Here is a 19959-nt window from a genome sequence, read left to right as displayed (position 1 = left end):
CCTTCACATACCTCAAGGACCCTATGGATTGATCATGCTGCTCAGGAGGATGGAGAGTTGAATCTACGTAGAACATGAAACGACTTGGCATTCGCGACGTCGTCGCCGAGCGGGATTCCTCCATTTCGATCAGCATTCTTTGCCATTATTTGATCAAACTTGGATGCTCCCATGAATGAGTTGCGATGGTGAATGTCGCGGTGAATGCCAACTGGGCACGGAGCGGAATTGGGCCAGAAGCGACGGCCCCCGAATCCCGGCGGAAACCGCCGGGATTCGGGGGCCGTCGCCATGCGGGCGCCGTCCGCTAGATGACGAGGCTCAGCAGGGCCGCCACCACGAAACCGGCCACGGAGAGCACCGTCTCCAGGACCGTCCAGGACTTCAGCGTGTCGCTCTCGGTGATGCCGAAGTACTTCGCCACCATCCAGAAGCCGCCGTCGTTGACGTGCGAGGCGAAGATCGAGCCCGCCGAGATGGACATGATGACCAGCGCGAGATGGGCCTGCGAGTAGTCGCCGCCGGAGAGCATCGGGGTGACGATGCCCGCCGTCGTGACGATCGCGACCGTCGCCGAACCCTGGGCCACCCGGAGCACCACCGAGATCAGCCAGGCCAGCACGATGACCGGCAGGCCCGCGCTGTCGAAGGCGTCGGCCAGGGCCTGGGCGACACCGCTGCCCTTGAGCACCGCGCCGAAGACCCCGCCCGCGCCGACCACCAGGAGGATGTTGCCCACGGGCTTGAGGGAGGCGGTGGAGACGGCCTCCAGGGACTTTCGGGACCAGCCGCGCCGGATGCCCAGCAGGTAGTAGGCGAGGAGCAGGGCGATCGTCAGCGCCACGAAGGGGTGGCCGAAGAACTCGATGACCGAGCGGCCGGTGCTCGGGTCCAGCGCCACGGAGGAGAACGTCGCGCAGAGGATCAGGACGAGCGGGGTGCCGATGATCGCGAGCACCGTGGCCACCGACACCGGCTGCTCGGCCGGGGTGGCGCCGGAGGCGCGCTGCTCGGCCGCGACCGCCTCCCGGGACTCCTCGGCCGCCTCCACCATGTCCTGCGGTACGGGCACGAAGATGCGCTTGCCGATCCAGGCGGCGTAGCCCCACGCGGCCAGCACCGACGGGATACCCACGACGATGCCCATCAGGATGACCCAGCCCAGGTCGACATGGAGCAGTCCGGCCGCGGCCACCGGGCCGGGGTGCGGCGGCAGGAAGGCGTGGGTCATGGACAACCCCGCGAGCAGCGGCATCGCGTACAGCAGGATCGACTTGCCGCTGCGCTTGGCGGCCGCGTAGACGATCGGCGCGAGGACGAAGATGCCGACGTCGAAGAAGACGGGTATGCCGAAGATCAGACCGGTGAGCCCCATCGCGAGCGGTGCCCGCCGCTCCCCGAAGAGGCCGAGCAGCCGGGCGCTGAGCGCCTCCGCGCCGCCGGAGACCTCGAGGATCGCGCCGAGCATGGTGCCCAGGCCGATGATGATGGCTATGTGGCCGAGGATGCCGCCCATACCGGATTCGATGAGCGAGACGGCGTCGGACTTCTGGACCGTGCCGAAGAGTTCGGTGACCGAGAGACCGGCGGCCAGACCGACCGCGATGGAGACGCCGAGCAGCGCCACGAAGGGCTGCAGCCGGACCTTGATGATCAGGTAGAGCAGAAGGGCGATGCCGAGGGCGGCGACGGTCAGCAGACCGGCGGTGCCGTGGATGAGGGCGAGCAGACCACCGGTGTGGGGTGGGGTCTCGGCAGCGGGAGCGGCCGCGAGCAGCATGGGGTACTCCGGGTGTGGGTTGGTAATTCCTGGTTCGGTTGTTAGCCATGGCTGCCCGGTGTATCCCTCATCTGGGTGAACGGTGCCGGTTACCGAGATTCTGTGTGCGCCGGGAACGCATGATCGGTAGTGGCAACTGAGTTCATGGTGTGACGGGGAGAGGGGGAGTCAGTGGCACGTCAGGGCGGGAGGAAGCCTGTGTTACGTACGATCGCGGCCCCATTCACCGTGGCCGCACCCTCGGGTGCCCGGATTCGGGACCGGCTGCGGGTCGGTGTCGCGGACGAGCAGCTCCTCACCTTGGTCGGGCAGCACCTCGGCCGTCATCAGCGGGAGGATCTCGCTGAGCGCGTTGCGATCGGCCTGGTGCCAGCAAAGGAGTCCCGGCGGGCCGCGCGGAAGAAGAAGCTCACCAGGGTGTCGTCGTCGCGCTGGGCAGGAGCGATGACCCGTGCCAACGAGGACCAGTACCAGCTCAGCATGCGCTGCCTGTACGACGAGCGTGCCGGGCTGCGCCGCGCGATCGGGAAGATCGCCGGTCGCCTCGCGGCGCCGTGCGGGCAGCGAAAGGGCCTGGTACGCGGCTACCAGGACCGGGGCGAACGCTTCCAGAAGCAGCGCCGCCTCCAAGCACTCAAAGCCCGCCTTGTCGTAGTCGAGCAGCACATCGCCAACGGGCGGCCGTCGGTCGTCGTGGGCGGCCACCGCCTGGCGAAGACCCGGCACAACCTGACCCAGGCCCGTCTCACAGCCGGGGAGTGGCGCGAACGGTGGGATGCGGCCCGGCTGTTCCTCACCGCGGACGGCGAGTCCGGGGCCCCGCACGGGAATTACACCATCACGGTGGATCCGGCCGACGGCAGTGTGACGATCGTGCTGCCCGGACCGCTCAGGCATCTCGCGAACGCGCCGCTTGGCCGCTACCGGCTGGCCTGCACCGTCACCTTCCACCACCGCAGGCCAGAGTGGCTGGATCGCGTCACCGCGAACCAGGCCGTCCGCTACGACATCGTGCGCGACCCCAGGCGCGGCCGCTGGTACCTCGACGCCTCGTGGTCGGCGGCAAAGCCCCTGCTGCCGTCGCCGCAGGAGATCCGGGCATCCGCACAGCGCATGCTCGGGGTCGACCTGAACGCCGGCCACCTTGCCGCGTATGTGCTCGACCCGCACGGCAACCCGGTCGGCGAACCCCTCACAGTGCCCCTGGAGTTGACAGGTGACGCGTCCCGGCGGGACGGCAGACTGCGGGCCGCTGTCACCACGCTGATCGAGATCGCCAGGACACACGGATGTACGGGGATCGTGATCGAGAACCTGGGCTTCACCGACGCCCGGCACATGGGCCGGGAGACGATGGGACGCGGTCGGCGCGGCAAGGCTTTCCGCCGTGTAGTGGCCGGTATGCCCACCGCCCGGTTCCGGGAGCGGCTGCGCGGCATGGCCTTCCACCAGGGACTGATCGTGGTCGCCGTGGACCCGGCCTATACCTCCCGCTGGGGCGCCCAGCATTGGCAAGCACCTCTCGATGATCAGCGGAAAACCAAGATCACCCGGCATCACGCGGCCGCGGTGGCGATCGGCAGACGCGGCCTGGGACAACGGATCCGGCGTCGGCCAGGTGTGACCGCTTCCGACCGGAGGATCGGACAGCGGAGAGCTACCGGCCAGACCGTATACGCGCCCAGACCGCGTGGGACCACGAGCCCACCCAGGACCACAGGCACGCCCCACGAGGGCGGCAAGACCTGTCGGAGCCGAAGTGACCAGCTCGTGCTGTTCCCCGCACCCAGGACCGTTCGGGGTGCACCCGGCACCAGGCACCTCCCGCCTGGACCGGAATGCGTTGATCCGGCCAACACCGGCCAACAACGCTAGGAACGGTAGGGGGTATCGCCGCACGCTCGGTGGCAGGAGGGCCACCCCACCCGCCACCGGGAGGAGTACGGTCGACGGAGCGTCAGCCCAGAACGGCGAGGGCGTCGATCTCGACGAGCAGACCGGCCGGGAGGCCGACGTAGACCGTCGTACGGGCGGCCGGGGCCTCCTTGAGGCCGGCGAAGAACTCGTTGTAGATCTCGTTGAATTCGGCGAAGTGGCCGGTGTCGGTGAGGTAGACGCGCACCATCATGGCGTCCTCCCAGCTCGCGCCGCCCTCCTCCAGCACGGACTGCACATTGCGCAGGGTCTGCAGGGTCTGCTCGCGCAGGGTGGGCCCGACGGGGGTGGGGGCCTGGCCGGGGACGGCGGGGCCGAAGCCGACCTGACCGGCGACCTGGAGGATGTTCCCCTTCTTCACGCCGTGGGAGAACTTGGCGGGCGGGGTGGTGTGGGTGGCCGGGGTGATCGCGGTCTTCTGGAGCTTCTCGGTCATGAGGAGGTCTTCTCGGCTCTCTTCTCGGGTGTTTCGGCTGTTACTTGGGAGGGGTTCTGCGAGGCGTGGGACACCGATGCGGACACCGGGGCGCCGCCCGAGTATTCCCGGCTGATCTCCTCCGCCGTGCGGCGCACCAGCGGCAGCAGGGAGAGGAGTTCATCGGCGCTGACGACGACGTTCGGCGCCGACACCGAGCAGGCGGCGACGACCCGGCCGTCCGCTCCCCGGATCGGTGCCCCGACGCAGTTGATCGACTCCTCGTGGCCGCCGAAGTCGGTGGCCCAGCCCTGTTCGCGCACGGTCGCCAGCTCCTTGAGGAACGCGGCGGCGTTGGGCGTCGAACGGGGCGTGTACGCGGGGTAGGTGAGCCGCTCGGCCAGCGTCCGCCGCTCGGGCTCGGGCAGATCGGCCAGCAGCAGCTTGGCCACGGCGGCCACGGTGATGGCCACGGGCTTGCCGATCCGCGAGTACATCCGCACCGGGTAGCGGCTCTCCACCTTGTCGATGTAGAGCACCTCGTTCTCCTCGTACACCGCGAGGTGGACGGTGTGCCCGCAGCGTTCGTTGAGCGCCATCAGATGGGGGTGGGCGATCTCGCGGACGTCGAGGTTCTCGACCGCCTCCTGCGCGAGCGCGAAGAGACGGGCGCCGAGGCGGTAGCGCTGGTCCTGCTGGCGGTAGACCATGCCGTGCTCATGGAGGGTGCGCAGCAGCCGCAGCGCGGTCGACTTGTGCACACCCAGCCGGGTGGCGACCTGCTCCAGATTGGCCGGCCCCTCCGCCAGCAGCGGCAGGATGCTCAGCGCTCGGTCGACGGTCTGGCTCATGAGTCGGGTACCTCCACCGCTGCGGTCTCGGCCCACTTTTCGGCGGGACTCGGCAGATCTGTCCAACCGGGGCCGAATCGCAGTGTGCCCCACCGCGTGGCATCGAGTGCCACCAGGCGGTCGGCGTGCTCACGGGAGGGCGGGGTGCCGAGGTCGCCGGGGACAGTGAGGGCGGCGGCGGCCATGAGGTGGCCGTGGCGCAGCCGTTCGGCGATGGGCAGTCCGCGCAGGGCGCCGGAGAGGAAACCGGCGGCGAAGGCGTCGCCCGCGCCGACGGGGGCGACGACGTCGACGTGCGGGGCGGGTTCGAAGGTGACGTCGTCGGCGTCCGCCCCCGGGCGGCGGGCGTAGGCGGTGGCCCCGGCGCCGCCCTGCTTGACGACCAGCACCTCCGGCTCGGGCAGCGCCGCCCGGATGGCCTCCGGGCCGCGCACCCCCCAGACCGCCTCGGCCTCGTCCTCGCCGACGAAGACGAGGTCGCAGCGGCGGGCGAGGTCGAGCAGGACGGCGGGCCCGCTCTCGCCGTCGGCTCCCTCTCCCTTCTGCCAGAGCGAGACCCGGTAGTTGAGGTCGAAGGAGACGAGGGGACGGCCGGGGGCACGGGCGGTCAGCTCGCGCATCAGCGCCCGGCAGTCGCCGGAGAGGGCCGGGGTGATCCCGGTCAGATGGAGCACCCGGCCGGACCAGGCCGGCTCCCTGGGGATGAGCGCGGGGGACATGGCCGCGGCGGCGGATCCGGCCCGGTAGTAGACCACCTCGGCGAGCGGTTCCGAGGCGGCGTCACCACCATCACCGCCGTCACCACCATCACCGCCGTCCCCGCCGTCACCGCCGTCCCCGTCGACGACCGGCTCGGAGCCGACGGCACGCTCCCCCGCCGTACGGAAGTAGATCCCGGTGGGGCGGCGCGGATCGCGCTGGACGTACGCCGTGTCCACACCGGTGGCCGCGATCTCCCGTACGAGGTGCTCACCGAAGCCGTCCGTGCCCACCCGGCTGATCCAGCGCGCGCTGTGCCCGGCGCGGGCCAGGCCGCAGGCGACATTGGACTCGGCGCCGCCGATGCCCCGGGCGAACGAGGGGACATCCGCCAGCCGGCCCGGACGGGACGGCACGAAGGTCACCATCGACTCGCCGAGACATACGACGTCGACGGCGACAGCGACGCCGTCGGCGGTCTCGGCGCTGGAGAGAGGGGACACGGTTGGTCTCGCTCCTCATGGATGGACGGAGGGGGGCAGCCGCACACCGTTGACCCGGTGCTGGGCGGGATGTTAGACAGCGCTAAGCGTTATGCGCAATGAACGTTGCAGAGATTGCAACCGGAATCGTTATGGAGGCGCTCCAATGGCCACCGACCACCGCGACCAGGCCGTCGCCGCCCTCGCGCGGGAGCGCGTCGACCACCGCTTCAAGGGGCTGCCGCCGAACGCCGAGGGGCTTACGGTCGGCGAGCTCGCCGCCGAGCGGCGCTCCCTGTTCACCGGTGGCTTCACCACGCCCGTACTGGCGCTGTCGGCCGAGGCACTGGAGCACAACCTGGTGGCGATGGAGCGCTACTCAGCCGCCCATGGGCTCGCCTTCGCCCCGCACGGCAAGACCTCCATGGCCCCGCGGCTCTTCGAGCGCCAGCTCGCGCACGGGGCCTGGGGCATCACCGCGGCCGTCCCCACCCACGTGCGGATCTACCGGGCCTTCGGCATCCAGCGGATCTTCCTCGCCAACGAGGTCGTCGATGCCGCCGCCCTGCACTGGCTCGCGGCCGAACTCGACGCCGACCCCGAATTCCGCTTCATCGCCTACGTCGACTCGGTGCGCGGCGTGGAGCTGATGGACGCGGCCCTGCGGGAGGCGGGCGCGCGGCGGCCGGTCGATGTGGTGGTCGAGCTGGGCGGCGGCGAGGGAGCGCGCACCGGGGTCCGTACGGAGGCGGAGTGCGCGGCGGTCGCCGACGCGGTCGCGGCCGCCGGGACCCTGCGGCTGGTCGGGGTGGCCGGTTACGAGGGCGAGGTGCCGAAGCCGGACGGCGAGCGGGTACGGGCGTGGCTGCGCCGCCTCACGGCACTGGCGGCGGACTTCGACGCGGCGGGCCGCTTCGAGGACGTGGACGAGGTGATCGTCAGCGCGGGCGGCAGCGCCTGGTTCGACGCGGTGGCGGACGTCTTCGCGGAGCTGCCCACGCTGTCGCGGCCGGTGCTGAAGCTGCTGCGCTCGGGGGCGTACGTCTCCCACGACGACGGCCACTACCGGCACATCACCCCCTTCAACCGCGTCCCGGAGGAGGGTGAGCTGCACCCGGCCTTCCGCCTGTGGGCCCAGGTCGTCTCGCGCCCCGAACCCGGCCAGGCCTTCCTCAACGCGGGCAAGCGGGACGCGGCCTACGACCTGGACCTGCCCGAACCCCAGCTCATCCGCTCCGCCCGCGACGCCACCACCCGCCCCGCCACGGGCCTCACCATCACGGCCCTCTCCGACCAGCACGCCTGGGTCTCGGTCGCGGACGACACGGCCCTGGAGGTCGGCGACTGGGTGGCCCTGGGCCTGTCCCACCCCTGCACCAGCTTCGACAAGTGGCAACTGATCCCGGTGGCGGAGTCGGACGGCACGGTCACGGACTACATCCGCACCTTCTTCTGACCGTCGTGGGGCTTCCGCCCCACACCCCGCCGGGGCGAAGCCCCCGCCCCGGCCCACACGCCTCACGCGCAGGGAGACGCGCCCCATGGAGCTGGTCATTCGCGGTGCGGACGTCATCGACGGCACCGGGCAAGCCCGGTATCGGGCAGACGTGGCCGTCGACGGCGGCCGGATCGCCGCCATCGTGCCCGAGGGGAGTGGGGCGCGCCCCACCGCCCCCCGCACGGTGGAGGCCGACGGCCTCGCCCTCGCCCCCGGCTTCATCGATATGCACGCCCACAGCGACCTCGCCCTGCTCCGCGACCCCGACCACTCCGCGAAGGCCGCCCAGGGCGTGACCCTGGAGGTCATCGGCCAGGACGGGCTCTCGTACGCGCCCGTGGACGACCGCACGCTCGCCCAGATCCGTACCGCCATCACCGGCTGGAACGGCGACGGCTCCGACATCGACTTCACCTGGCGCACCGTCGGCGAGTTCCTGGACCGCCTCGACCACGGCTTCGACGGCCGGGGCATCGCGGTCAACGCCGCGTATCTCATCCCCCAGGGCACCGTCCGCATGCTCGCCCTCGGCTGGGAGGACCGGGACGCGACGCCCGCCGAGGTCGAGCGGATGAAGGCGCTGGTGGCGGAGGGGCTGGAGCAGGGGGCGGTCGGCCTCTCCTCCGGGCTCACCTACACCCCCGGGATGTACGCCTCCGACGCCGAACTCACCGAGCTGTGCCGGGTCGTGGCCGCGTACGACGGCTACTACTGCCCGCACCACCGCTCGTACGGCGCCGGTGCCCTGCGCGCCTACGAGGAGATGGTGGCCCTCAGCCGGGAGGCGGGCTGTGCGCTGCACCTCGCCCACGCCACCATGAACTTCGACCTCAACAAGGGCCGCGCCCCCGAGCTGCTCGCCCTCCTCGACGCCGCGATCGCCGACGGCGCCGACATCACCCTCGACACCTATCCCTACCTCCCCGGCTGCACCACGCTCGCCGCGATGCTGCCGAGCTGGGCGGCCGAGGGCGGCCCCGACGCGGCCCTCGCACGCCTCCGCGACGACGCCGAGGCCGAGCGCATCCGGCACATCATGGAGGAAGAGGGAGCGGACGGCTGCCACGGGGTGCCGATCGACTGGGACACCATCGAGATCTCCGGTGTGAACGACCCGGCCCTCACCGGATACGTCGGCAAGACGGTCGCCGCGAACGCCCGCGAGCGGGCCGAGGCCCCCTGGGTCACCGCGCGCCGCCTCCTCCTGGACGACCACCTCGGCCCCACGATCCTTCAGCACGTCGGGCACGAGGAGAACGTGCAGGCGATCATGCAGCACCCCGCCCACACCGGCGGCAGCGACGGCATCCTGAACGGCGCCAAGCCGCACCCCCGCGCCTACGGCACCTTCCCCCAGTACCTGGGCCGCTACGTCCGTGAGCTGGGCGTTCTCACCCTGGAGGAGTGCGTGGCCCACCTCACCGCCCGCCCCGCGGCCCGCCTCCGACTCCCCGACCGCGGCCGGATCCGCGAGGGCCACCGCGCGGACCTCGTCCTCTTCGACCCGGAGACGGTCGCGGCGGGCTCGACGTTCGAGGCCCCGCGCACCCTGCCGACCGGCATCCCCCACGTCCTCATCGACGGCCGTTTCGTCATCGAGGACGGGCGGCGGACGGACGTGCTCGCGGGGCGCGCGATCCGCCGCGCCTAGGCGGTGTCCGACGGGTCTTGGCGCCTGCGGCGGGCTGCTCCCCTCCCCGCCCCTTCCCTCAACTGGGGCTCCGCCCCAGACCCCGCTCCTCAATTGCCGGAGGGGCTGGAATGCGGGGCTGGGGCGGGGAGCAGCCCGACTGACAGGGCCTAGGCGGCCGCACCCTCGGCCGGTAGCTCCGCCGGGTACGGCTCGTCGAAGTCGGCCGAGCGGCTGACCTTCTCCCAGGCGGTCGCCTCGGCGAGCTGGCTCCGGGAGTAGTCCCGCGCCATGGTCGCCGCGTTCACCCCCAGCGGGAGATGGCCCGGGACCTCGCCGCGGTGGACGGTCCGCACGATGATCTCGGCGGCGCGCCGAGGATCCCCGGCCGCCCCGTCCGTGCTCTGCCGCACCCGCCGGTTCATCTCCCCGACGGTCGCGTCGTAGGCGTCGGGGATCGGGTGGACCGTCATGGAGGAACCGGCCCAGTCGGTGGCGAAACCGCTCGGCTCGACGACCATGACGCGCACGCCGAGCGGCGCGGTCTCCGCGGCGAGGACCCGGCTGAAGCCGTCCACCGCGAACTTGGCCGCCTGGTAGGAGGCGATGCCCGGCGATCCGCCGACCCGCCCGCCGATCGAGGAGATCTGCACGACGGTGCCGGCTCCCTGCTGCCGCAGGACGGGGAGCGCGGCCTTCGTGACGTGGTAGACGCCCCAGAAGTTCGTCTCGAACTGGGCGCGGAAGTCCTCGTCGTCCGAGGTCTCGATGGGCGCCACATTCGCGTATCCCGCGTTGTTCACGAGCACGTCGATGCGCCCGAAGCGGGCGCGCGCCGCCTCGACGGCCTCGCGCGCCGCCTCGGGGCGGGTGACGTCCAGCGCGAGGGGGTGGATGCGGTCGCCGTACTCCTTGAACGCCTCCGCGAGCGCCTCGGGGCGCCGGGCGGTGGCCACGACGCGGTCACCGGCCTCGAGGGCGGCGGCGACCAGGGCGCGGCCGAGACCGCGCGACGAACCGGTGATGAACCAGACCTGTGAACCCATAACCTGTGCACTCATACCGTTAGTACAACACCGTTCTCTTATTTACGCAACACCGTTCCCTTAAGGGCTCCTATGATGTCCGTCATGACGACGCCTGCCTTCCAACGTGCGCGCAGTGCCCAGGCCAAGCAGGCACGGGAAGAGGCCATCCTGGACGCGGCCCGTGCCCTCGCCCGCGAGCGCGGGGTCCGGGACGTCACCCTCACCGACATCGCCGGGGCCGTGGGGATGCACAAGTCGGCCCTGCTGCGCTACTTCGAGACCCGCGAGCAGATCTTCCTCAGGCTCACCGCGGAGGGCTGGCGGCAGTGGTCCGCCGAGCTGCGCGGCGAGCTGGCACGCCGGACGCACGCCACGGCCCCCGAGGTCGCCGAGGTCGTCGCCGCCACGCTGGCGGCCCGGCCGATGTTCTGCGACCTGCTGAGCCAGGCGCCCATGAACCTCGAACGCAATGTGTCGATCGACTCGGTGCGCGACTTCAAACTGGTGACGCTCGAGGAGATCGAGCTGATCGACGACGAGCTGCGACGGCTGCTCGGGCTGACCGAGCTCCAGACCGTCGACCTCGTCGCCACGGCGACCAGCCTGGCCGGGGCGCTCTGGCAGATCGCCACCCCCGGCCCGCGCCTGCGGGAGCTCTACGAGTCCGACCCCCGCCTCGCCCACGCGATCGTCGAGGTGGAACCCCGCCTGCGCCGCGTCCTCACCGCCTTCCTCACCGGCCTCGACACGGGGTCGTCCGAGACGACGGCCTCAAGCGACACCTAGCGCCGCCTGCCCCAAAGGCGCGCACGCCTCAGCCCCGCAGCTCCGCGTCCACGAAGCGCCGCAGGTGGCGGCGGGCGTCGGCCACGCTCAGGGCCGGGACCTGGCGGAGGCGGCGCAGGGCGAGGCCGTCGGCCAGGGCGGAGAAGCGGAGGGCGAAGTCGGCCGGGTCGTCGCAGTGGAACTCGCCCTCGGTCCGGCCCCGTTCCACCAGGGCCCGGATCTCGCCGTGCCAGTTCTCGTACCGTTCGGCCTGGCCACGGGCGAAGGTCTGGTCCCGTTCGCCCGCGTTCCAGTAGTCGAACCACATCCGCCAGTGCCGGTCCGTGTCCTCCGTGAAGAGCGCGTCGATGAGCAGCCGCAGCCCCTCCGCCCCGCTGGTGGCGTGCCCGGCGGCGTCGCTCAGCGCGGCGTAGTAGCGCTCGATGTGCAGCACCATCGCCTCGGAGAGGATTTCCTGCACGCTCTCGAAGTGGTACGTGACCGTGCCGACCGACACCCCCGCCGCGGCCGCCACCTCCCGCACCCCCACCGCCTTGGTGCCGCGCTCCGCGATGAGCGGCACCGCGGCCTCCACGATGAGCCGGCGGCGCACCTCGGTGGGCTGCCGGGTGCGGGCGGACGCGGCGACGGCGCGGCGCGGTGGGCGGCGTTCGGAACGGGACGTCACGCGGACGTCCTCGGCGTGGTGCGGTGCCATGCGCGCGTGGCCACTGTCTCTCCGTTCGCCCGTGCCTCGATGCTGCTGTCCATGATGAATTCCTCCGCCGTGGCCCGCAGTTCCATGGCGGTGACGACCTCCGCCTCCCAGTCCCCGCGGCGCAGCCGGATCGTCCACCGAGAGCTTGCCACGGCCGACAGCGGATCGCCGGAGCGGATGCGGTAGGTCTCGCGGGCGCTCTCCTCGTAGCGCAGTCCGTCGGGATAGGTGCGGGAGCCGCCGTAGTTGGGGTCCACCTCCAGCACCCACTCCCCGGTGGCCACGTCGTGGGTGACGGTCCGTTCGGGCCGTGGCCCGGCGGACGGGTCGACGGTCACGGGAAGCGGCGGGGCCTGCTCGGGCTCCTCGAAGACGATGGGCGGGCGGCCCGCGTCGGCGCCCGGATCCCGTACGGGCAGCAGCAGCGCGCTGTCCCCCGGCACGACCGTCAGCCGGCCCCGCTCGCCGTGCGGCCAGACCCACGGCCAGTACGCGTCGGAGACGGCGACCCTGACGCGGTGGCCGGGCGGAAAGGCGTACCCCGTGGCGTTCAGCTCGAACTCCACGTCCTCGTACGTCCCCGGCTCCCACTCCACCGCCCGCTCCCGCCCCTTTCGGGACAGCAGGTTGAGCACTCCGCGGGTGACCAGGGTGGAGGAGCCGTCGGGTGCCACATCGCAGACCCGGGCGATCACATGGGCGCGCGGGGTGGCGCTGTCCAGCCGCAGCCGTACGCGGGGGCGGCCCAGGATCTCGACCCTCGCGGTCAGCGGCGCCGAGTCGAAGCAGACCGAACGGCCGTCCTCCGCACGCTGGTCGGGCGGCAGATCGGTGGCGTTGCCGAAGGGGAAGAAACGGCCGGCGTCCAGCCCCGTGTGCAGCGGCGAGCGCACGATCACCGGCTCGTCGGCCGGGCCGCCGAGAGGGCGTTCATCCCAACTGACGGACGGCGACGGCCAGGCGTCCTCGCCGACCCAGCGGCCCGGCATCGTCTCGTAGGAGGTGGCGGGCGGTACGGGGTCGTTGATCCAGGCGCGGAGCCGTGGCTCGTCCAGCACACCGGTCGGCTCGTCCTTGAGCCAGTGGTCCCACCAGCGCAGGGTCTCCTGGAGGAAGCCGATCGCCGGGCCCGGCGGCAGCCCCCGGTCGGGGTACTGGTGCGACCACGGGCCGATCAGCCCCCGTACGGGCGCGTCGAGGTGCTCCAGCAGACGCGGCACCGTATCCCGGTACGGATCGGCCCAGCCGCCGACCGCGAGCACGGCGGCCTCGATCGCGCCGTAGTCCTCGCAGACGCTGCCGTGCCGCCAGTAGCCGTCCCGCTCCTGGTGGGCGAGCCAGGTGTGCAGATACGGCTCCAGCGCGTCGAGCCGCTCCCGCCACATCGGCAGCCAGCGGTCCTCGCCGACGGAGGTGGGGTGCGGGGGGCGGGCCGTGAACGCGAGCATGGTCCCGGCCCAGGCGAGCATGTCGATGCCGAGGACGGCGCCGCCGGTGTAGTGGACGTCGTTGTCGTAACGGTCGTCGGTCGAGCAGACGGTGACGATCGCCTTCAGCGGGGCGGGGCGCAGGGCGGCGATCTGGAGCGAGTTGAAGCCGCCCCAGGAGATCCCGAACATCCCCACCTTGCCGGTGCACCAGGGCCGGCGCGCCAGCCAGTTGACGACGTCGACGCCGTCGGCGAGCTCGGTCGCCGTGTACTCGTCGAGCATCACGCCCTCCGAGTCCCCGCTGCCGCGCAGATCGACCCGTACGGAGGCGTAGCCGTGCCCGGCGTACCAGGGGTGACGCTGCGCGTCGCGCGGGGCGGTCCAGTCGCTCTTGCGGTACGGAAGGTATTCGAGCAGGGCGGGGACGGGGGTGGTCTCGGCGTCCACCGGGCGCCAGATGCGTGCGTGCAGCCGCGTCTGCCCGTCCCGGGTCGGGATCCACGCGTCCTCGACCAGCACCTCGTGGTCGAACGTCTCGCGGTACTTCACGTATCTCCTCTACCTGGGTGTTGTGGTGCGGGTGCGGGTGCGGGTGCGGGTGCGAGTGCGGGTGCGGTGCGCCTGCGGCGGGCCGTCCCCCACCCCGCCCCTTCCCGAAACCGGGGCCGACCCCGGACCCCGTATCCGGGGGCTCCGCCCCCGCACCCCCGCTCCTCAAACGCCGGAGGGGCTTGAGATGCGAAGCGACTGCGGTGGGGCGCGTGACACCTGGTTGTGGGCAATCGTTCCGCGGAGGGGGCACCTCCCAGCGGTAGCTGGGGGAGGGACGGGTGGGCGCAACCCGGCCACCGGCGTGCAGGCGGCGGCGATACCTCGGGGGGCAGCTCTTGGGGCGGAGCCCCCGGACATGGGGACCGGGGCCGGCCCCGGGTACGGGAAGGGGCGGGGTGGGGGCTAACCATCCACCGGCCGCCAGCGTCGCACTCGGTGGCCCTCGCCCAAGTCGTCCCAGAGCTCGCCCGGCTCCGCCGCGTCCGCCCACTCCTCGGCCGAGACCACCGCGCCTTGCGCCTCCGGATCCGGCTCCAGCGCCGCCGCCATCAGCGCCCTCGTGTACGGGTGACCCGGAGCCGCGAAGACCGCGTCCGTCGGGCCCTCCTCCACCACCACGCCGTGCCGCAGCACCACCACCCGGTCCGCGATCCCCCGCACCACCGCCAGGTCGTGGCTGATGAACAGGCAGGCCAGTTCGCGCTCCCGGCGCAGGTCGTCCAGCAGGCGCAGCACATCGGCCTGTACGGACACGTCCAGCGCCGTCGTGATCTCGTCCGCGATCAGCAGATCGGGCTCACCGGCCAGCGCCCGCGCGATGCCGATGCGCTGGCGCTGGCCGCCGGACAGCTGGGCGGGGAGCCGGTCGGCGAAGTCGGGGTCGAGGCGGACGTCGGCGATCAGCTGACGGGCGCGCGACGCCGCCTCGCCCCGCGACCCGGCCGTACCGAAGAAGCGCAGCGGCCGCCGTACCGCATCGCCCACCGAGCGCCGCGGGTTGAGCGAGGTGTCGGCGTTCTGGAAGACGAGCTGGACGGTGCGGCGCAGGGCGAGCGGGCGCCGCCGCGCGGGAGCACTCAGGTCCCCGTCACCGCCGGACGGGCCGCCGGATCGGCCACCGGACAGGCCACCAGACCCGTCACCTGACGAACCGCCGGACGATCCACCGAGCGGGCCGCCGGGCGAGCCGCCAGATCGGCCACCGGACCCGTCACCTGACGAGCCACCGAACGGGCCGCCGGATCGGCCACCTGACAGGCCACCGGACCCGTCACCTGACGAACCGCCGGACGATCCACCGAGCGGGCCGCCGGATCGGCCACCTGACAGGCCACCAGACCCGTCACCTGACAAAGCGCCGGACGAGCCACCGGGCGAGCCGCCAGATCGGCCACCGGACCCGTCACCTGACGAGCCACCGAGCGGGCCGCCGGGCGAGCCGCCGGATCGGCCACCAGACGGGCCACCGGACCCGTCACCTGACGAACCACCGAACGAACCCCCGGGCGAACCCCCGGACGCGCCACCCGGCCCGCCCCCGGACGCAGCCCTCATCGTTCCGCCCGACGGCTCCCGCAACCCCGCCAGCGACCACGCGATCGTCGACTTGCCGCTCCCCGACTCGCCCACCAGCGCCAGCACCTCACCGCGCCGCACGCTGAAGGAGACCCCGTCCACGGCGCGGCTGGCCCCGTAGTCGATCACGACGTCCCGTACGTTCACCGCCTCCGCCGCGTCCCCGGCCACGCCCGCCCTGGGCCGGATCTCCCGCGTACCGTCATCCCCCACCACCGCGAGCCCCGCGTCCGCGATGCGGGGGACGCTGGCCAGCAGGCGGCGGGTGTACGGGTCGGCGGGGGCGGCGAAGAGGCGTCGGGTGGGTGCGGCCTCGACGACCCGTCCGGCGTTCAGCACGCACACCTCGTCGGCCATCCGCGCGACCACGCCCAGGTCATGGCTGACCAGGACGGCGGCGAGGCCGAGTTCCTCGCGGAGGGCGCCGACCAGGTCCAGCACTCCGCGCTGGGTGATCACATCGAGGCCGGTCGTGGGCTCGTCCAGCACGAGCACCTTGGGCCGGGCCGCGATCGCCATGGCGATGGCGACGCGCTGCTGCTGCCCGCCGGAGAGTTCGTGCGGATAGCGGCGGGCGAGTTCACGCGGGCGCTCCAGCCGCACCTGTTCCAGCAGCTCCGTCACGGGCACTTCGCCGCCCGCCTCCGCGATCTGCCGTCCGATCCGCATGGACGGCGTCAGGGCGTGGCCCGCGTTCTGCGCGACCATCGCGACCGTACCGCCGCGCAGCCGCCGCAACTCCCGCGCGGACAGCGCGAAGACGTCCTCGCCGGCCACCGCGACGCGCCCGCCCGTGATCCGGGAGCCATGCCGCAGATGTCCCAGAAGGGTCGCGGCGACCGTCGACTTGCCGCTGCCGGACTCGCCGACCAGGGCCAGCGTCCGGCCGGGGCGCACCTCCAGCGACACCTCCTGGACGACGGGCACTTCGCGCCCGCCCGAGCGGTACGCCACGGACAGCTTGTCCACCGACACGATGGGGGCCTTTGGAGACGTGGTCATCAGACGCCCTCCCTGATCCGGTCGACGCCCCACGCCTTCGACAGGCCGTCGGCCGCGAGGTTGAGCCCGACCACCATCGTGGCCAGGCCGATGATCGGCGCGAGGCTGGCCATCGGCACCACGGTGATGGCGGTGCGGTTCTCCGAGACCATCAGCCCCCAGTCGGGAGTGGGCGGGTCCGCGCCGAAGCCGAGGAACGACAGCGAGGAGATCAGCAGCACCACCCACGACGCCCGCATCGCGAACTCGACGCACACCACATCGCTGATGTTGGGCAGCACCTCGCGCCGCAGAATCGCCCAGGTGCTCTCGCCCCGGGCCCGCGCCGCGGTGACGTAGTCCTGCGGCACGACGCCGAGCGCGGCGCCCCGCACCACCCGCACCACCTGGGGGACGCAGACGACGGCGATGGCCAGCACGATGACCGAGGATCCGGTGCCCAGCGCGGTGACGATCACCAGCAGGACGAGGATCGCGGGGATGGACAGCACCGCGTCCAGGACGCGCATGACCACATCGTCCAGCCAGCCGCCGCGCAGCGCGGCCGCACAGCCGAGGACGGTGCCGAGGGCGATGGTGATGAGGGTCGCGGTGACGGAGACGCCGAGCGCGTACCGCCCGCCGTAGAGCACCCGGGTCAGCACATCGCGCCCGTACTGGTCGGTGCCCGCCCAGTGGTCGGCGCTCGGCCCGAGCAGGGCGTGCGAGGCGTCGCCGGTGGTGGGGTGGTACGGGGTGAGCAGCGGGGCGAGCAGCGCGACCACCACGTGTACGGCGACGATCGCGAGCCCGATGACGGCCGGGCGGGAGGAGCGCACCGTACGCCAGGTGCGGGCGGCGAAGCCGGGCCGTACGGGCGCGGGCGGCGGCGTGCTCGCGCCCGCGGCGGACGACGGGGCCGGGCCCGCGGCGGACGACGGGGCCGCGCCCGCGCCCACAGGCTCCTTCACTGAGCTCTTCGGATCCTCGACGGAGCTCATCGGATCCTCCCTCCTCGGGTGCGGAGCTTGGGATTGAGGGCCATGGACCCGAGGTCGGCGGCGAGGTTGCAGACGACGTAGACGACCGCGCTGATGAGGGCGATGGCCTGGATGACCGGCAGATCGCGGTTCTGCACGGAGGTGAGCATCAGCTTTCCGATGCCGGGGTAGTTGAAGACGTTCTCGACCACGGCGACGCCGCCCACCAGCCAGGCCACATTGAGCGCGATGACGTGCAGCGTGGGCAGCAGGGCGCTGGGCAGCGCGTGCCGGGTGACCACGCGCCAGGTGGTCAGCCCCTTGAGCCGGGCCGTGGTGACGTATTCGCTCGCCATGACGTCGATCACCGAGGTACGGGCCATCCGCACGATGTACGCGGCCATGACGATCGCGAGCGAGGCGGCGGGCAGCCACACCGCCGGGAGCAGCTGCCCGATCCCGGCCCCCGGCCCGTACAGCACCACGGCGGGCAGCACCGGCACGGTGACGGAGAAGGCGAGCACCAGCACCGTGGCCACGACGAATTCGGGGACGCTCATCCCGACCAGGCTGACCGTGGAGATCAGATGGTCCGGCCAGCGGTCGCGGTAGAGCCCGGCCACGACGCCGAGCACGACGGAGCCGGTGACCGCGAAGAGGACGGTGACGACGGCGATCAGGGCGGAGTTGCCGAGGTACTGGGCGACCTCGCCGCCCACCGGCTTGGTGGTGACCAGCGAGGTGCCGAAGTCGCCGTGCAGCGCGCCCTTGATCCAGTCGGCGTACCGCTCCCAGGCGGGCTGGTCGAGGCCCATCTGCTTGCGCAGCGCGGCGACCGCGTCGGGGGTGGCGTCCCTGCCGAGCACCTGGGTGGCGACATCGCCGGGCAGCGCCTGGACAGCCAGGAAGACCATGACCGAGGAGAGCAGCAGGGTGCCGAGCGCGGCGACCACACGACGGAGGAGGAAAGAGAACATCACGCCCCCTTCAGCCCGATGTGCAGATAGTCGAACTCGAAGCCGTGCTCGGCGTAGCCGCGCACCTTCCGGGAGATCCCGACGAGCCGGTCGGCGAACATCGGGGTGATCGCCCCGCCCCGCTCGACGACGAGCGTCTGCGCCTGTCCGTACAGCTCGCGCCGACGCCCCTCGTCGGTCTCCCGGCGGGCCCGGTCGAGCAGCGCGTCGAACTCCTTGTCGGACCAGGCGGTCTCGTTGTACGAGGAGCCGCCGCGGAAGACCTGGTTGAGCAGCTGGTCGACGGGGCGCCCGGTGTACCAGTAGGTGGCCATGAGCGGCTTCTTCATCCAGATCTGGGTGTAGTACGAGTCCGCGGCCGCGGTCTTGACCCGGATCCGGATGCCCGCGCGCCGGGCCGACTCCTGGTAGGCGAGGGCCATGGGCGTGAAGATCGGGTCGTACGAGGACGTGTAGAGGTCCACCGCCAGCCGCTCGTGCCCGGCCCGCTTCAGCAGATGGCGGGCCTTCTCGGGGTCGTGGGTGGGGTGGGCGGCGATGTGGGAGGGGTCGTTCGGCGGGACGGGGTTGTCCCAGCCGGCCGTGCCCGCGCCCTGCAGCGCGGCCTTCAGGATGTGCGCGGGGTCGTAGGCGAGCTTCATCGCCTGCCGCACCCGCGGATCGGTGAAGGGCTTCTCGGTGGTGAGCATCGGCAGCACGTACCACTGGGCGTTCTCGGCGCGGGCGATGGTGGCGCGGTCGGAGGCGGCGACGACCCGGGCGGTGGCGAAGTCGAGATTGGTCTGGGAAAGCAGATCGACCTGCCCGGCGAGCAGGGCGTTGGAGCGGGCCTGCATATCGGCCACGGTGTAGAAGTCGATCGCGTCCAGGACCGGGCGCCCGGCCCAGTGGTCGGCGTGGGCGGTGACCCGGCCGGGCCCGGCGGCGGTGAAGGAGGCGAGCCGGAAGGGGCCGGTGCCGATGCCGGTGCGGCCGATGGAGCCGGCGCTGCCCTCGGGCACGACGTAGCAGTTGTAGTGGGTGAGCAGGCTGGGGAACTCGGCGTGCGGGCTCTTCAGGGGGACGACCAGGGTGTGGGCGTCGGGGGTGCGCAGCCGCCCCGGGTCGACCAGCGGGGACAGCACGGGGGCCTGCGGGGACGCGGTCGCCTTGTCGAGGATGTGGCGCAGGGTGTAGGCGGCGTCGGCGGAGGTGAAGGCGCGGCCGTCGTGGAAGGTCACGCCGCGGCGCAGCCGGAAGGTCCAGGTGGTCGCCTTGGCGTCGGGCTCCCAGGACTCGGCGAGGTCGGGGGCCACGGTGCCGTCGGGCGCGATCCGCACCAGGCGGTTGTAGAGCGCGCCGAGGTATTCGTACGCGGACAGCGCGCTCGCCGGGTCGAGGGTCTCGGCGTCGGAGGCGGGCGGCCGGGCGATGCGCAGGGTGCCGCCGCGGTCGGGCCGCCCGGCCGGGCCCCGGGTGGGCACGGCCCTCGTCGGGGAGGCGGAGGCGGCTCCCGAGCAGCCGGTCAGCGCGGCGGAGCCGCCGAGCGCGGCGACGGCCGCCGCGGCGGTGGTGAGCACCGACCGCCGCGGTATCCCGGCCGCGGCGGGGGCTGTGCGGTGGGGGATCTCGGACGTGAACGGGGACATGAACGGGGGCACCCTTCCCTTACTCGTTCAGCGGA

The 19959-nt window shown here is 72.3% G+C and carries 15 protein-coding genes; 4 read left to right on the top strand and 11 right to left on the bottom strand.

Features of this window, described 5'->3' with window-relative positions:
- Positions 1–307: 307 nt before the first annotated feature.
- Complete coding sequence (locus tag JK364_RS33565) at positions 308–1780, bottom strand: GntP family permease (protein WP_201855117.1); 1473 nt, start codon at positions 1778–1780, stop codon at positions 308–310.
- A 198-nt stretch (positions 1781–1978) separates the two neighbouring features.
- Here JK364_RS33565 and JK364_RS33560 point away from each other — a divergent pair, with 198 nt between their 5' ends.
- The gene (locus JK364_RS33560) at positions 1979–3655 is read left to right on the top strand and encodes a hypothetical protein (RefSeq protein WP_201855116.1); all 1677 of its coding nucleotides are present in this window, start codon (positions 1979–1981) and stop codon (positions 3653–3655) included.
- Between the two features lie 82 nt (positions 3656–3737).
- On the opposite strand, the gene JK364_RS33555 is transcribed toward JK364_RS33560, so the two are convergent.
- From JK364_RS33555 to JK364_RS33545, 3 genes are read right to left on the bottom strand one after another with little or no spacing between them, the layout of a single operon-like run.
- Complete coding sequence (locus JK364_RS33555) at positions 3738–4151, bottom strand: RidA family protein (RefSeq protein WP_037950698.1); 414 nt, start codon at positions 4149–4151, stop codon at positions 3738–3740.
- Complete coding sequence (locus tag JK364_RS33550) at positions 4148–4981, bottom strand: IclR family transcriptional regulator (RefSeq protein ID WP_201855115.1); 834 nt, start codon at positions 4979–4981, stop codon at positions 4148–4150. Before JK364_RS33550 ends, JK364_RS33555 begins: the two co-directional genes overlap by 4 nt.
- Positions 4978–6183, bottom strand: coding sequence for a sugar kinase (locus JK364_RS33545; protein WP_201855114.1), 1206 nt, complete (start codon positions 6181–6183; stop codon positions 4978–4980). The genes JK364_RS33550 and JK364_RS33545 overlap by 4 nt, the downstream gene beginning before the upstream one ends.
- Positions 6184–6328: 145 nt before the next feature.
- Here JK364_RS33545 and JK364_RS33540 point away from each other — a divergent pair, with 145 nt between their 5' ends.
- Together JK364_RS33540 and JK364_RS33535 are read left to right on the top strand one after the other, a co-directional pair.
- Positions 6329–7618, top strand: a complete 1290-nt coding sequence (locus tag JK364_RS33540; protein ID WP_201855113.1) for an amino acid deaminase — start codon at positions 6329–6331, stop codon at positions 7616–7618.
- Between the two features lie 85 nt (positions 7619–7703).
- Positions 7704–9311, top strand: coding sequence for an N-acyl-D-amino-acid deacylase family protein (locus JK364_RS33535; protein ID WP_201855112.1), 1608 nt, complete (start codon positions 7704–7706; stop codon positions 9309–9311).
- A gap of 149 nt (positions 9312–9460) precedes the next feature.
- Here JK364_RS33535 and JK364_RS33530 read toward each other — a convergent pair whose 3' ends face one another.
- Entirely contained in the window at positions 9461–10336 is an 876-nt protein-coding gene (locus JK364_RS33530) for an SDR family NAD(P)-dependent oxidoreductase (RefSeq protein ID WP_372462032.1), read from the bottom strand.
- Positions 10337–10420: 84 nt separating this feature from the next.
- Here JK364_RS33530 and JK364_RS33525 point away from each other — a divergent pair, with 84 nt between their 5' ends.
- The gene (locus tag JK364_RS33525; protein WP_201855110.1) at positions 10421–11104 is read left to right on the top strand and encodes a TetR/AcrR family transcriptional regulator; all 684 of its coding nucleotides are present in this window, start codon (positions 10421–10423) and stop codon (positions 11102–11104) included.
- A gap of 28 nt (positions 11105–11132) precedes the next feature.
- On the opposite strand, the gene JK364_RS33520 is transcribed toward JK364_RS33525, so the two are convergent.
- From JK364_RS33520 to JK364_RS33490, 6 genes are all read right to left on the bottom strand, one after another.
- A complete protein-coding gene (locus tag JK364_RS33520; RefSeq protein ID WP_307841453.1) occupies positions 11133–11771 on the bottom strand; it encodes a TetR/AcrR family transcriptional regulator in 639 nt (212 codons plus the stop codon).
- Positions 11768–13780, bottom strand: coding sequence for a CocE/NonD family hydrolase (locus JK364_RS33515; protein ID WP_201855108.1), 2013 nt, complete (start codon positions 13778–13780; stop codon positions 11768–11770). Before JK364_RS33515 ends, JK364_RS33520 begins: the two co-directional genes overlap by 4 nt.
- Positions 13781–14185: 405 nt before the next feature.
- Positions 14186–16360, bottom strand: coding sequence for a dipeptide ABC transporter ATP-binding protein (locus tag JK364_RS55745; RefSeq protein WP_230992862.1), 2175 nt, complete (start codon positions 16358–16360; stop codon positions 14186–14188).
- Positions 16360–17340, bottom strand: a complete 981-nt coding sequence (locus JK364_RS33500; protein WP_201855107.1) for an ABC transporter permease — start codon at positions 17338–17340, stop codon at positions 16360–16362. The genes JK364_RS55745 and JK364_RS33500 overlap by 1 nt, the downstream gene beginning before the upstream one ends.
- On the bottom strand, positions 17337–18296 hold the full coding sequence (locus tag JK364_RS33495) for an ABC transporter permease (RefSeq protein ID WP_201855106.1): 960 nt from the start codon (positions 18294–18296) through the stop codon (positions 17337–17339). The genes JK364_RS33500 and JK364_RS33495 overlap by 4 nt, the downstream gene beginning before the upstream one ends.
- The gene (locus JK364_RS33490; protein WP_201855105.1) at positions 18296–19924 is read right to left on the bottom strand and encodes an ABC transporter substrate-binding protein; all 1629 of its coding nucleotides are present in this window, start codon (positions 19922–19924) and stop codon (positions 18296–18298) included. Before JK364_RS33490 ends, JK364_RS33495 begins: the two co-directional genes overlap by 1 nt.
- Positions 19925–19959: the final 35 nt, after the last annotated feature.

This window comes from Streptomyces endocoffeicus (assembly GCF_016741935.1).
Lineage (GTDB): Bacteria > Actinomycetota > Actinomycetes > Streptomycetales > Streptomycetaceae > Streptomyces > Streptomyces endocoffeicus.
This window is presented reverse-complemented; position numbering and strand designations above follow the sequence as displayed.